Source organism: Streptomyces sp. NBC_00576 (assembly GCF_036345175.1).
GTDB lineage: Bacteria > Actinomycetota > Actinomycetes > Streptomycetales > Streptomycetaceae > Streptomyces.
Window position 1 is genome coordinate 4,497,071 of the sequence record NZ_CP107780.1, and the last position, 13,741, is coordinate 4,510,811.

11 protein-coding genes and 1 pseudogene are annotated in these 13,741 nt (G+C 66.3%); 7 read left to right on the plus strand and 5 right to left on the minus strand.

The features are described from left to right. Positions 1 to 71: 71 nt before the first annotated feature. The gene (locus OG734_RS19110) at positions 72 to 641 is read right to left on the minus strand and encodes an ester cyclase (RefSeq protein WP_330288729.1); all 570 of its coding nucleotides are present in this window, start codon (positions 639 to 641) and stop codon (positions 72 to 74) included. A gap of 215 nt (positions 642 to 856) precedes the next feature. Between OG734_RS19110 and OG734_RS19115 the strand changes: the two genes are divergently transcribed. The 5 genes and pseudogenes from OG734_RS19115 (at position 857) to OG734_RS19135 (ending at position 5,895) form a co-directional block, all read left to right on the plus strand. Beyond that, on the plus strand, positions 857 to 1,807 hold the full coding sequence (locus OG734_RS19115; RefSeq protein ID WP_330288730.1) for a helix-turn-helix domain-containing protein: 951 nt from the start codon (positions 857 to 859) through the stop codon (positions 1,805 to 1,807). A 741-nt stretch (positions 1,808 to 2,548) separates the two neighbouring features. After that, positions 2,549 to 3,823 carry an FAD-binding oxidoreductase gene (locus OG734_RS19120; RefSeq protein ID WP_330288731.1) on the plus strand — a complete coding sequence of 425 codons (1,275 nt, stop codon included), beginning with the start codon at positions 2,549 to 2,551 and terminating at the stop codon, positions 3,821 to 3,823. Positions 3,824 to 3,891: 68 nt separating this feature from the next. Next, positions 3,892 to 4,590 carry a flavodoxin gene (locus OG734_RS19125; protein ID WP_330288732.1) on the plus strand — a complete coding sequence of 233 codons (699 nt, stop codon included), beginning with the start codon at positions 3,892 to 3,894 and terminating at the stop codon, positions 4,588 to 4,590. A gap of 24 nt (positions 4,591 to 4,614) precedes the next feature. Beyond that, positions 4,615 to 4,878 (plus strand): annotated as a pseudogene (locus tag OG734_RS19130) (SDR family oxidoreductase); the annotation flags it as partial. Between the two features lie 444 nt (positions 4,879 to 5,322). Next, on the plus strand, positions 5,323 to 5,895 hold the full coding sequence (locus OG734_RS19135) for a response regulator transcription factor (protein WP_330288733.1): 573 nt from the start codon (positions 5,323 to 5,325) through the stop codon (positions 5,893 to 5,895). A gap of 219 nt (positions 5,896 to 6,114) precedes the next feature. On the opposite strand, the gene OG734_RS19140 is transcribed toward OG734_RS19135, so the two are convergent. Together OG734_RS19140 and OG734_RS19145 are read right to left on the minus strand one after the other, a co-directional pair. Continuing rightward, a complete protein-coding gene (locus tag OG734_RS19140; RefSeq protein ID WP_330293709.1) occupies positions 6,115 to 6,606 on the minus strand; it encodes a transposase family protein in 492 nt (163 codons plus the stop codon). 412 nt (positions 6,607 to 7,018) lie between these two features. Beyond that, complete coding sequence (locus tag OG734_RS19145) at positions 7,019 to 7,471, minus strand: hypothetical protein (RefSeq protein ID WP_190151575.1); 453 nt, start codon at positions 7,469 to 7,471, stop codon at positions 7,019 to 7,021. Positions 7,472 to 7,707: 236 nt separating this feature from the next. Here OG734_RS19145 and OG734_RS19150 point away from each other — a divergent pair, with 236 nt between their 5' ends. Both OG734_RS19150 and OG734_RS19155 read left to right on the plus strand, forming a co-directional pair. After that, a complete protein-coding gene (locus tag OG734_RS19150) occupies positions 7,708 to 8,259 on the plus strand; it encodes a DUF2975 domain-containing protein (RefSeq protein ID WP_330288734.1) in 552 nt (183 codons plus the stop codon). After that, positions 8,259 to 8,492, plus strand: coding sequence for a helix-turn-helix domain-containing protein (locus tag OG734_RS19155; RefSeq protein ID WP_190151577.1), 234 nt, complete (start codon positions 8,259 to 8,261; stop codon positions 8,490 to 8,492). Before OG734_RS19150 ends, OG734_RS19155 begins: the two co-directional genes overlap by 1 nt. Before the next feature lie 278 nt (positions 8,493 to 8,770). On the opposite strand, the gene OG734_RS19160 is transcribed toward OG734_RS19155, so the two are convergent. Both OG734_RS19160 and OG734_RS19165 read right to left on the minus strand, forming a co-directional pair. Further along, positions 8,771 to 12,061: a S8 family serine peptidase gene (locus tag OG734_RS19160; RefSeq protein ID WP_330288735.1), complete on the minus strand. Its 3,291-nt coding sequence runs from the start codon at positions 12,059 to 12,061 to the stop codon at positions 8,771 to 8,773. A 731-nt stretch (positions 12,062 to 12,792) separates the two neighbouring features. Beyond that, positions 12,793 to 13,734 carry a helix-turn-helix transcriptional regulator gene (locus OG734_RS19165; RefSeq protein ID WP_330288736.1) on the minus strand — a complete coding sequence of 314 codons (942 nt, stop codon included), beginning with the start codon at positions 13,732 to 13,734 and terminating at the stop codon, positions 12,793 to 12,795. Positions 13,735 to 13,741: the final 7 nt, after the last annotated feature.

Sequence of the window (13,741 nt, forward strand, 5' to 3'; positions counted from 1 at the left end):
GCGCCGGTCATGGCGTTGGCGCAGGGGCGGGTGCGACGGAGCCGGGTGAAGTACAGAACTCCGCTCCGCTGCTACGCGGCGGGGATGGCGCCCATCTGCGTGAGGATGCCGAGCATGTCGAGCTGGGCGCGCTCCTCGACGATCTTGCCGTGGGACAGGCGGTAGAACGCGAAGCTCTCCGCGTGGATCTTCTTGCCCGTGCCCTCGACTCCGGCGAAGGGTCCCTCGTGCGTGCCGGTCATGGTGTAGCGGATGGCCACGGTGTCGCCCTCGGCCCGCATGTCCTCCACCGTCCACTTGAGGTCGGGGAAGGCCTTCATGTTGGCGGCGACGATGCCGAGGTAGGTGTCCCGGCCCTGCTGCGTCGTTCCGCCGAAGTGCATGACGATGTTCGGGCTGATGAACTTCCTCGCCAACGCGGGATCGCCGGTGGGCAGGAACTCACTGGTGAAACGCTGCATGACGCGCTTGTTCACCTGCGCGGTTCCGTGGTTCCACGAGACGGACTCCGCCTTGACACGAGGCGACGAGCCGGAGCCGGTGTTGCCGCCGGCCGCGTCCGCGGCACCCGATCCGAAGGCCGCGAGGCCGAGCGCTCCCAGCGCCGTGACGACGACGGCCGGCTTGGTGTATCGACGCATGACTCATCCTTCTGATTCCGGGGATTCGCAGCGCCGACGGCGCCGCGGAAGGGCTGGACAGGGCTGCGGAAGCACCGCCGTATCCGGGCCGTTCACACCACCGTGGGCGGTGCACCACCAACAGAACCGTTTGTCACAGGAGTTTGGGAGTCCCTGATGAGGGGGTCACTGACAGGGACCCCCAGACAGAGGAAAGCGCTCGTAGAGTGGAGCGCATGACAGGCAGAAACGACCCCTATGACACCAATCGCGATATGCGTGATGATTTCCGTGCAGAGATCCGGGAATTCCTGGGCACGCGACGGGCCAGGGTCACCCCCGAGCAGGCCGGACTGCCCTCGTACGGGGGCGACCGGCGGCGGGTCAACGGGCTGCGCCGGGAGGAGGTCGCCCTGCTCGCGGGCATCTCCAGCGAGTACTACACCCGGCTGGAGCGCGGCAACGCCACCGGCGTCTCCGAGAGCGTCATCGACGGCATCGCGCAAGCGCTGCGACTCGACGAGGCCGAGCGCATCCATCTGCTCGACCTCCTGCGCGGCGCCGGCACGACCCGTCCCCCTCGCCGCAAGCCCGCCCAGCAGCGCGTCCGGCCCGCGGTGCAGCGGGTCCTCGACTCGATGACCGGAACACCCGCGTTCGTCCTCAGTGGACGCCTGGACATCCTGGCCGCCAACCACCTCGGACGCGCGCTGTTCTCCCCGGTCTACGCCGACCCGGCGCGGCCGCCCAACAACGCGAGGTTCGTCTTCCTCGACCCGCACGCACCCGAGTTCTTCCGAGACTGGGACCAGGTCGCCAACGACGTCGTCGCCATGCTGCGCGCCGAGGCCGGCCGCGACGCCTACGACCGACGCCTGACCGACCTCATCGGGGAACTGTCCACCCGCAGCGAGGACTTCCGCCGCCGCTGGGCCGCCCACAACGTCCGCATCCACACCACCGGCCTGAAACGCTTCCACCACCCGGTCGTCGGCGACCTCGACCTGCCCTTCGAGACCTTCCCTCTCGGAGGCGACGCCAGCCAGAGCCTCCTCACCTACACCGCCGAGCCCGCGTCACGTTCGCAGGACGCCCTGAACCTGCTAGCCAGCTGGGCCGCAACCAACGACGACATCGACGAGTCCGAGCCGGCCGAGTCGGCTGGGTCGGCCGAGACCTCCGACTGACCGACGAGCCACGCGTCTCGATCCGCGGGAGTCGTCAACATCTGCGGCCCAGCGACACGATCCGCCACCGAAGCATCGGCTGCCGCGGATGCCCTGACCCACGGCTGCGCCATGGCCTTCACCGCACAGGCGTCATGTTCCTGGCCGCACTGGCCGATATCGCCGACGCCAGACCAGCCCCCGGCGAACCCGAGGACCACTATCTGTCAGGGAGCCGCGCCGTCGTCGAGTGCGCGATGAAACCCATGTGGGATTCCTGACGTACGCCCCCGCAACGTGTGGCTGCCTCATGCACCTCACTCCCCGTCCTGAACGAAACGTCGAGGCCTGGGCTGTCACCAAGGCTGTGCGGAGCCATGTCTCCGCCGCAATTGAATCCTCCGCAGAAGAACGGTCATCGGCATCGCAATGGGGCACAGACAGGAGATCCACGCAATGGAAACAGGAGGGGTACTCGATGAGTAAGGCCTCGAAGTCACCCGATGGCAGAAAAGCTCATTGGCTGGGTAATCGACCGACGCAAGCCCTCACCGAGAAGAGCCCACGCGGGAACCTGAAATACAAAGCAATCGTCCTGATCACTGTTGCTGCCCTGACTGTGGCAGTACTCGTTTATGTCAACCTGCAAAATGTGCGAGACACGGGCAGGCGAGCTGGTTCGCTCGTGAGCGATGCCAGAACACCTGAGTCCGCACAACGGTCGAGCGAGCCGGACCGGATAACCCGGGTGGAGCCCTAGCGATGCTACGTAAACTGCTGTTCTGGAGCTTCGCGGTGGTGTTTCCGCTCCCACTGGTGCTCACCTACGATCTCGTGGCCGATGAACCCGAACGCCTGAAGTTCTATGTCTTCCTCGGCTTGATTGCATATACATGGTGGCTGTTGTCCATCGTGCTCAGCGTGAGACCGTCCTGGCTGCACCGTTTCGTAGGACTTCCGTCCATCTACGGCTTGCATGGGGCGCTCGGCGTAGTGGCAATCGCTGCGGCCTATATACACCGCGACAACTCCTACTCGCCGGACCGGCTGGCTCGAATTCTGGGGGATTGGGCGTTCTACGGGACGCTCGCAGTGCTGTGCTACTCGGTGTTCTTCATGAGTGGGTGGTTCGTCGACAGGTCGAGACTGCTGCTGGCGGTCAAGAGACTTCTGGAGACTGTCTTCCGTCGTCGGCTTTCCCTGTGGATTCATCGGCTCAACCTGGTGATCGTGGCGATGATCTGGCTGCACGCTCACCTACTCGTGAGAGTGAACCAGTACTTTGCGTTCATGGTGCTTTTCGATCTGTACACAGTGATGGCACTCGGCATCTACGTCTGGAAGAAATGGATCGCGCCCGACACGTACCTGATGGGGACCGTCACAGACAACGAAACGCGCGGTGGGGCGACCCGCAGGGTGTCGGTGGGCCTCGACAGCAAAGCGGCGACCTTGCAGCCAGGTGACTTCTTCTTCCTCAGCTTCGAGGGGTCTTCTTCCGTGAGCAGAGAATGGCACCCCTTCTCAGTCACCGACGACAATCAGAAGACCCTGAGCTTCACGATTCGGCAGCACGGAGACTTCACTCGCCGCCTCGACAATGTCGAAGTGGGAACCCGCGTCCGCCTGGAGGGGCCATTCGGCCGCTTCGAATCGATCATCCAAGGGCGGGACCGTGAAGCCCCGCTCGTCCTCGTCGGAATGGGCGCGGGCGTGGCGCCCCTTCTCAGCCTGGCAGCAGCACACCACACCACGCGAAAGATTCACCTGCTGTGGGCGGTGCGTAACCCAGAAGACGCCTATTACCGTGACGTGCTCGAGGAGTACCAGGCGGCGTCCGGTAGCCAGATGCAGGTCACCATCAATGTTGGCCGGTTTCGACGCGAAGATCTTGCCGACACTCTTTCCGCGGAGGCAATTACAAAGGGCGCGTTCTTCATCGTGGGTCCGAACCCCGCCGTGTTGGCAAACCAGCGTCTACTGCGGCGCATCGGAGTCTCTGCACGGCGAATACACCAAGAACGCCTCACCATGTAGACGGTGCGGCCACCTTTCCAAGCCGCCCCAATGAAATCGACATAGACGACGAAACGGAGTTCACTGAGATGACAAACACTACGCGCCGGAAATTTCTTGCACTGGTCACCGTCGCATTGGCGGGAGGTAGCGTCGCCGGCTGCTCGATAGTAGGAGGGGCAGGCGAGGCACTCAGCGATTCCGGATCTTCGGAAACCGCCCCTCCGCTGGACAAATCGCGTACTCTGGTCGCCTATTTTTCGATGCCGGAAACCGATGACCCGACCAACATGACCGAGGACGAGGAGAGCAGTACTCACGTCGTTGACGGCAAGGTTCTCGGAAACACCCAGCACGTCGCTCAACTCATTGGGGAGAGCACGGGTGCCGGAATGTTCCGCATCGAGACAGCAGAGGAGATGCCTCTTGATCATAAAACGCTGTCGGATCTTGCACTCAAACAGCAGGAAGAAAACGAAAGGCCGAAACTCAAGGCTCTGATCCCGAACCTCGAAGAGTATGACACCGTGTTCATCGGTTATCCGATCTGGTGGTACGGCCTGCCGATGCCGGTGTACACATTCCTTGAGCAGCACGATTTCAGCAAAAAGAACATCATCCTGTTCAGCACCCACGGTGGAAGCCGCCTGTCGGGAACTGTTGAAATCGTCACCGAAAAGCTTGCTGATTCAACCGTGATCAGTAATGCGTTCACGATCTCGCGAGACGACATGGGCAGTGCAGAGGCGGGGGTGGGTGATTGGCTCGACAGCCTCGGGGTTTCATGACGCTCGCCAGCTGATCCCAACTCCTGGGGCGAGCGGGGAGCCCGGATCAACTCCATCAGCCCCGGCGTGATCGCCACCCCCATGGGACAGCAGGAACCCGACGGGGACAACGGCCGGATCATGCGCGCCATGATCTCCGCGTCGGGAACCGGCCGGCTGGGCACTCCCGACGACATCGCCGAGGCCGCCGCCTTCCTCCTCGGCCCCGGCGCCACCTTCATCACCGGCAACGACCTGCTCGTGGACGGCGGTGTCGTCGCCGCCATCCGCACCGGCCGCCTCACACCCGGCGCCCGACCCGGAGGACCGGGGCACAGCGGCACTCCCGCACCCCACCCATCCTCCACCACCCCACGAACCGTCAGCCCTCATGACGCCACGCTTTGAAGGTCGGCGAGAGGTCTTGCTCGCTTTGCCTTCTTTGGGAATTTTTCCCCGTTTCCGGTGTGCCATATCGCTATTTTGCACCAGATGAGCAAAATGCTAAAACTTTCAATATCATCGGAGTAGGTAACCACAAAGGGCTCCGATACACTCCCCCCACATGGAGTTGTAGTGATTCACCACTTCGCTTTCCAAATGGACCCTCCTTATCCGATACCGTTGTCGGTCGCTCTCGTCAGCTGTCACGACATCAGGCCGGTATCTCTCGCCGGCGTCAGCGCCCGACTGGTCCGGGAACCGCACGAGCTCCGCCCGAGTGACGACGTCATACTGTTTTACGGATCCGGCATGGCACAGCGGCTGAGGTGTTTCTCGGACAAGGTGGAGGGCTTGCTGCCGCCCGCCGTGGTCTTGGCCCACGGGCTTGACTGGGATGACGTGCGCCTGGCGCTGGACAGTGGAGCCGCCGGCTATCTCCTGGAGAACCGGTACGCGTACCTGCTCGCCGAGGCGCTGTGGTGCGCCGCCCGCGGTTCCAGCATCCTGGACCCGGAGATCGCCGCCGAACAGGTCCGGGTCGCCGTCCGGGCCAGGGCCGACGAGGAGGAGCGCACCAGAACGACGGAGAGGACGAAGTCGGCGACGTCCGCCGATCGACTGCGGCAACTGTCCCGGCGGGAACGGCAGATCATGGAACTGCTCGTCTCCGGGCGGGGCGTCAGTGACGTCGCCCGGGAACTGTTCCTGACCGACAAGACGGTGCGGAACTATCTGAGCCGCATCTACGTGAAGCTCAACGCGCGCTGTCTGTCGGAGGCGATCCTGTACTGGCTCGGGCACCTGGACGCCCCATCCGCGACCGATACCCCCGGAATCCAGACGCGAGGCGGATCGGCGGCCGGCCGGAGCGCCGCCTGCTGAATCGGTGCCCTCCGCCTGCGCCGACGGGGCGAGGCGTGTCGTCTCGGCCACGGGCCTACGGGCACGCCTCGGCGAGTACCGGCCGGGGCCGTAGCTCGGATCCCCTCCGTCTCCACTGAGCCTCCGCCAACTTGAAGTCACAGGTCAAAGGGCTGGTGTGACCGGCCCTCGGGGTGCTCACGCTGGTCGTGGGCGGCTGCCTGAGGAGCAGATCGTCTGTCAGCGGTTGACTTCAAGGTTCGTCAGGACGAGCAGGGCGCGCAGGAGGTGGGTGGCGCGGGCGGGGTCGGTGCGGAGCTTGGTGAGGATCCGCCAGTTTTTGAGGTGGGCGAAGCCGTGTTCGATCGGTGCGCGTCCGACGGCGAGGACGCGGTTGGCGGTCTTCTGGCCGGGTGTGAGCTTGTGGGTGCGGCTGGCGTGGAAGCCGGTGACGATCACGGGGTCGAGTACGTCGTTGTCCAGGCCGCGGAAGCCGAGGTCCGCCAGCGCCCCGAGACCGGCAGCGCGCAGGTGGGCCAGGACGTGATCCTGGCGGGCGGCGGTGTTGTCGTGGGTGCGGCCGGGCCGGGCGGCGGATATCCAGATCAGTCGGCCCCGCTCGTCGGTTAGGGCGAGGAAGTGCAGGCCGTGATGATGGTGTTTGCCGGAGTAGTTGCGCCGGTCGGTCTTTCCGGTGCGGCGCTGGGTGGCGATGAGAGTGCCGTCGATCAGGACTCTCCCCGCCCTGCCTGGCGACCTTCTTCAGTGCGCGGTCCAGGCGCGGGGCCTGCGCGGCGAGCAGGGCGATCAGCTCGTCGCGCCAGCGGCGGACGGTGGACTCGGAGACGTTGTTGCCGCCGGCCATGTCGGCCAGGCGCTGGTCATGGCGCAGCACCGCCAGGACGATCACCGCGATCTTCCCGGGCGGCAGGATCCGCCACCTGGACCGTATCGACTTCAGGTGCCGCCGCAGCAGTTCGGCGAGGTGGTTGACGGTCCGCGTGGACAGCGGCAGACGGCACTGGTAGACAAGCGGGCAGGTGTCCTCGGCGTGCTCTTTGGTTTTCGTCATACAATTCCAACGGTCGCCGGGGGCGCCCCGGTTACGCCCGCGCCGCACCGCTCTGGGCGGCGGGGCAGGACATCACAGGCGGGTGGTGAAGCGGCCGTCGGGCAGTTTGCGCAGCCAGCCGCGGTCGACCAGTCTGACAAGTTTCCCGCGCAGCGGTTCCAGCTTGGCCCGCACGTTGACGTCGATTCCCAGCGCGTCGCCGACCTGCCGGGCCATGACCGGTCCGGCGGCCTGCCCCACGGCGGTGAGAATGCGCTGGTAGTCCGGCGGAAGGGTGGTCTCCTCCACGCCTGACGTGCGGTGCGGGATCAGCAGCACCGCTCGTCCGCCCACCTGCCCGGGCGCCGGCGCGGCCGAGGCACGTTCGTCGGTGAGCTGCTCGCTCATCCGCTCAAGGACCCGTTCGGCAACGGCGAGTTCGTCCCGCTCGGCCCGCACCTCCGCCAACCGCTGGGCCAGCTCTTCTTCGAGTTCGTCCAGTTCCGCGCGCCGCGCGGTGATCCGCTCCAGCAGCTCGGGATCCATGCACCGGATCGTAGAAGTCTGCCCGGCCACGGCGAGCTGGAACCGGCTAAACGGTGGTGACGTCCAGCACCCAGGAGTGCGGGCAGAGACGGTGATCAGCTGACCTTCCAGCTCGCCGAGGCCTCGCCAGCGGCCACGGACTTGTCGAATATCGATATGCTCCTCTACTGTGGGCATATCGAAAATCGATGGGGAAGGCTGCGATGAACACGCGACTCATGAGGACTCTGGCCTCGGTGACCTCTGTACTGGCGGTGCTGTGCGGGCTCGCCTTCATCGGCAAGGGGGTCACGCACATACTCGACGACGGGGCCGTCTGCGTGCAGACGGACTTCTGGCGCAACGCCTCACTGGCGAACTCACTGCCGGTGGGCGCGGGCGTGAAGGCGTCCAGCAGTGCCACGCGCCTCTGCCAGGACAGTCCCTCCGTGGGGCAGCGCGCCGCCGACCTCGGAGGCGAACTGCCCTGGCTGCTGTTCGGCGCGCTCGCGCTGCTGCTCTTCTCCCGGCTACTCAAGGCCGTTATGGGGCAAGGACCGTTCACCGAGGCGGTGGCGCACCGGCTCTCTATTCTCGGCTGGTTCGTCACCGTGGGCACGCCACTGGCCGGCCTCGTCGTCGGCTGGTCGCAGTCCTGGCTCGTCGGGAGCATGGCGCCGATCGTGGGTTCTGGGCCGACGGTCTCCGGGCCGCTGGTGCTCGTTCTCGCCGGCCTCACCGCAGTGATCATGGGGAAGATCATGCGCGAGGGTGTGCGCATGCGGGAGGACCTCGAAGGGACCATCTGATGCCCGACGAGGAACCCCACGCGATCCGGATCCACCTCGACCGGCTCCTCGTCGAGCGCGGTATGACCCTTACCGAACTGTCCGCGCAGGTGGGCATCACCGTTGTCAACCTGTCCGTACTCAAGAACGGGCGAGCCAAGGCCATCCGCTTCTCGACCCTGTCGAGGATCTGCGAGGTCCTCCGGTGCCAGCCGGGAGACCTGATCACCCACGCCCCCACCGAGCAGACCTAAGTCGACCGCGCTGACAGACGATCTACTCCGCAGACTGCCGCCCACGACCAGCGTGAGCACCCCGACAGCCGGTCACACCAGCCCTTTGACCTGTGACTTCAAGTTGGCGGATGCTCACTGATCGTCGTGGCACTCCGGTTCAGGGGCACCGTGGGCGGCGGCCTGGTCCCCGAGCTCGGACGTCAGTGCCCAGGGCGGTCGGAGCCGTCCCGGGCACTGACGTGGAGGTGGGCTGGTGCCTCAGCCGGGCGGGCGTGAGGCGGTGGCGTCACCCGCGTCTACGGCGTCACCTTCCCGATCTTGACAGTGCCGTTGCCCACGAGGGTCCCGCGGTCGTTGAGCAGGCGCACCTCGCCGAAGAGAGCGCGGCTCTCCGGTGCCGCGGTCGCGGCCGTGATGTGTGCGGACACGGTCGCCGAGGCGCCCGTGCCGACCAGCACCGGCCCCGCATCGTCTGGAGTAAGCGAGCCAAGGGCGGTGGAGAAGAACAGGTCACGGTAGTCGTAGGCGGTGGAACCGGAGGCGATGTCGAAGCCCACCACCTCGATCGTGTAGGTGCCGGCGGACGGACGAGACACGGAGACCGACTCCTCGGCGTCGCTGTCCGCGTCCATGCCAACGAGGTCGCCGTCGGCGTCGTACACCCGCAGATCCAGGTCGGTGGCCTTGTCCGAGGGGTTGCCGATGGCGACGTCCAGTGACGTGGTGCCCTCAAGCACCTCGACCGTGGTGGTCTGTGTGTCGCCGGTGGCGATGGTGGGACGTGTGGTCCGCGACGAGCCGAGCGGGCCGCCCTTGATGGTGCCGTTCACCGGCGCGTACTCGTTCTCGGCCGTCCAGGAGACGGCGGCCGGTGTGCCCGCCTTGGCCTCCGGCACGGTCGCGGGCTCCGGGTCGAAGGAGGTGCGGTACACGGTGACGTCCAGGTTGTACGGATTGTCGAGCAGCTTCGAGGCGTAGGACGACTGGACCGCTATCTCCCAAACACCGGCCTGCGGGGCCGGGTACGCGGCCACATCGGGGCTGTCGGGGTCGTCGTCCCTGACGGGCAGGCCGTACGGCTGGATCGCGCTCGCCACCGTCCGGCTACCGTCCTTCAGGCCGCCGAGCCTGATCTCCAGGCTGTTGGCGCCTTCGGGGACGGTCACGAAGTAGGTTTTCGTGCTGTTGCGCTGTACCGATCCCGAGGCGGAGTAGGTGTACTCGGCCGGCGTGGAGACCATCACGGTCGTCAGGACCTGCTTGTCGACGCCCGCTGTCGTTCGGTCATCGATCTCCAGGCGGGCGCTCTTGATCCCCTCGGACGTCGGCGCGGCCTGGACCTTCACGGTCACCGGACGGTTCAGCGGCAGTGCCACCGTCTGCGAGCCGAGGAGAGAGAAGGTGCGGGACTTGTTGTTCTTCAGCCGCAGCGTGTGCGGGACCGGGCCGTCGGGGCCGGAGGTACGCGTCAGGGTGACGTCGTACGTCTTCTTCTGGCCGGCCTTGAGACCGCCCTCGCGGTCGTAGATACCGGTACCGAAGCCGGGCGTCTTCAGTGCCTGGTCGAGCGCGGTGTCGACCGGGGCCTTCACGGTGTACTCGTGGGCGTTCGCTCCCTCCTGGATCTCCTTCCAGGCAGCCTGGATGTCGATCAGGCCCGCGCCCTCCTCGTACGCCTGAAGTCCTTTGATGTGGCGGGCGGTCGAGGTGAGCGCCGTTCGCAGTTTCACGGGGGTGAGGTCAACGCCCTGCTGCTTGGCAGCGGACAGTAGCAACGCGCTCGCGCCCGCCGTCTGCGGGGACGCCATCGACGTGCCCTGGTACATGGTGTAGCCGGCAGGCAGGTTCCAGCCCGTGTACTGCTTGAAGAGCTGGGCGCCGGGCATCCAGGACGGGCTGGAGGAGACCGCCGAGCCGGGCGCTACCAGGGTCGGTGCGAGCCCGCCGTCCTCGCGGGGGCCGCGGGCGGAGAAGGTGAACAGGCCGTAATTCTTCTCCACTTCGGAACCGTAGTTGGCGGCCCAGGTCTCCTTGGAGACGCCGGCGCCGACCGAGATCACCTTGTCGGCCAGGCCCGGGTCATCGATCGTGTTGGCGCCGGGGCCGGAGTTGCCTGCGGCGATCACGAGTTGGACGCCATAAGTGTCAATGAGGCGCGTGTACAGCTCGGCGCGCGCGTTGTTGCCGTCGTTGAGCGCGGGCAGGCCGCCGATGGACATGTTGACGATGTCGACGCCGCGGTTGACGACCATGTCGATCATGCCCTCGGCCAGCGCGACGTTGGTGCAGCCGGCCCCGAAGATGCAGGCGCGGGACGACACGATCCTCGCCCCCGGCGCGGCTCCGTTCATTTTGCCGCCGAACAGGCCGTTGGCCGCGGCGATACCGGCGACGTGGGTGCCGTGATATTTGCTGACGACGCCGATGTTGACGAAGTCGGACTTCTTGCCGACCCAGTCGCCGCCGAGCGGGTCCATAGGTACGTCCTTGCGGATCTCCACGACGAACGGCTGCCGCTCGGCGATGTCGGTCTTGGGGTCGTCGGTGCCGAACCAGCCGATCTGATGAGCGTCCTTGTACGGCTTCATCGGCTCGTCGTCGGTGAAGTCGTGGTTGTTGTTCAGGTCGACGGTGACCGCGCCGGCCGCCGCGTCATACAGCACGCCCCAGCTGTCCGTGGTGTCACCGTCGCGGTTCGCATCGCCGTCGGTCAGGCCGTCCTCGACCCTGCCGCCCCTGGTGACGGACTCACGGAAGACGTTGACGCCGTACGAGCCCGAAGGGGCCTTCCAGCTCTGGCCGCCGTAAGTGAAGGCCGGCCCGGACACGTCGGTCGTCATCGCGCGCCAGGTGCCGTCGCCGTCGACGATCGGGTCGGTGGCCGTCACCCAGTCGACGATCTTCCGCTCGCCGGTTGTGGTCTTCTGCAGCGCCGGGCTCACGAGGTCCACTCCGGTGTCGAGGACACCGATGGTGACACCTCTGCCGTCCGCCTTCGGGTGTTTCTTTACGAAGTCGACGGCGCCCGTCTCGAAGGACGGGTTGTACGGGTTCTCGGCCGGGGTGTCCTTCCCGGGACCGGAATAGGTGTCCGAAGTCGCCTTCACGGCAGCGCCATTTACCCCGTGGGCAGCAGGCAACGGATCTTCCTGCCGTATCTCGTCGCGCAGGTCGATGCCGTGGACGGAGGAGAGCTTCACGGCGGCGGCGATGGCGGAGTCCGCGCGGCCGGTGGGGACAGTGGCCCGGACGTATCCGAGCTTGTCGTAGATGCGGCCGACGGAGCCGCCCTTGACCGCGTCCATTTCCTCGGCAACCTGCTCGGTCTTCCCCGGAGCGGTGGCGATCATCATCGTGACGTTCTTCTCGCCGGTGGCCTCCGCCTCGGCGAGCAGCTCGGCGTCCGCCGAACCGAGCTTGTCATGCGCGGACTTGGGTCTCTCGGCAGAGGAGTGGCCCTCGGCAGCGAAAGCCAGGGGTATCAGCCCGGTCGTGGTGAGTACGGCCGTCAGTCCGGCGGCCACGGCTATGCGGGTTAAGCGTCTTCCACCCGACATCGGGTGGACGTGGGGGGTGGTGGGGGGCATTCGATTCCTTTCCCTCGGGGCGGTTCGTCCGCCACGGGGTGACGGTGACCGTCAGGGGAGTTCGGCGACCGTCGCGGTTCTGTCGCCGTACTCCACCAGGCCGTCCGACTGTCGTGATCAGGCGGCCTGCCCAAGGATTCGCGCCACGTCGATCGACGGGATAGAGGCAAATCTCATCAACTGCGGTCACGCGCCTGTGTCTTGTCTCACGCTTTGGTGCTCCGCCAACGGGCCTGCCCTGAAGCCGCGTTCGAGCGAGAGTCGCCGCAGCGACCGGACGCGCTCGGTGCGGCGTAGGTGACTTCAGCGCCGTCAGTTACCAGGGAGGGATTCGATCCGCGACAGGGTCCCCGCGAATGAATATCCTGTAGCCCCTTCAAGCAAGTTGGGGAGAGTCACCCGCTCGGCCGGGATCGGCCTCTTCCCGACGGCCCTGACAGGGGGCCGGGCTACTCTTTCGAAGCGGATGTTGCCCAGCGATCTGACGGTCGGGGCCACGTTGACTCAGGTGAGTGCCTGCCCCCACGGCATGCAGATGGGTTCAAAGAACACGAGGTTGTCGTTGGGACGCGCAGCCCGCGGAACTGCCCGCACCTCGGAGTGAGGTTCCGTGTCGGACTACGTGGCAACGCTGGCCTGGTTCTGGTGGCGGCCCAGATGGCCAGGGACATCAACGCGTGGCGGCAGGCGGGATCGCCAAAAGCTCCCGCATTTTCATCACGGTGGACGCGTCAGGAAGTAAAAGGCGAGCCCCCGTTCGGCCGTGTGCCCTGGCTGTGGGCCGAGGGAGTGGTCGTCTGCACCGTCCTGTTGTAGGACTGTTCGTGCGCGGTCATGTCGAGGAGGACGATCGCGTCGTGTTCGGGAGTGCCGGGTTCGGCGTAGTACGTGACCAGGCGCTGGCCGGGGGTGCCCTCCAGTTGCATGGACTGGTAGCCCAAGGTGAGGGTGCCGACCTCCGGGTGGTGGTAGGTCTTGTGGCCGTAAGCGCGTCCTCGGACGTCGTAGCGTTCCCAGAGGCGGGCGAACTCCGGGCTCTTGAGGAGGAGTTCACCGACGAGCTGGGCGAGGTCGGGGGCATCGGGATCGGTGCCGGCCACGGCACGCAGGCGGGCCACGCAGCCGCGCAGTGAGTTCTCCCAGTCGTCGAACACCTCGCGGGCCGCGGGGTGGAGGAAGGAGTAGCGCGCGGTGTTGCGCTGCCTGGCCGGCCAGTCCTCGATGCCGGGGAGGAGCCGCAGCCCGGCCGGGTTGTGGGCGAGCAGGTCGAAAGTGCGGCTGACCACGTGAGCGGGGTTGGGCCGCAGGCTCTCCAGCAGCAGTTTCACACCGGGACGTACAGTGCGACTGGGCGTCGGCGGTGGCTCCGATGCGGTGCGTGCGGCGAGGGCGGCCAGGCTGCGCAGGTGCTCGTGCTCCTCGTCCTCCAGCAGGAGGGCGCGGGCCAGGGCGTCGATCACCGAGGGACTGGGACGGTTCTCCTTGCCGCGTTCCAGGCGGACGTAGTAGTCGACGCTGATCCCGGCCAGGGTGGCCAGTTCCTCACGGCGCAGCCCGGGCGTGCGGCGCCGACCGGTGCCGGCGTTCAGGCCGGCCTCGGCGGGGGTCACCTGGGCCCTGCGGGCGCGCAGGAAGCGCCCCAGTTCGGTGCCATGCTCCTGCTGACTCGTCATGACTTCA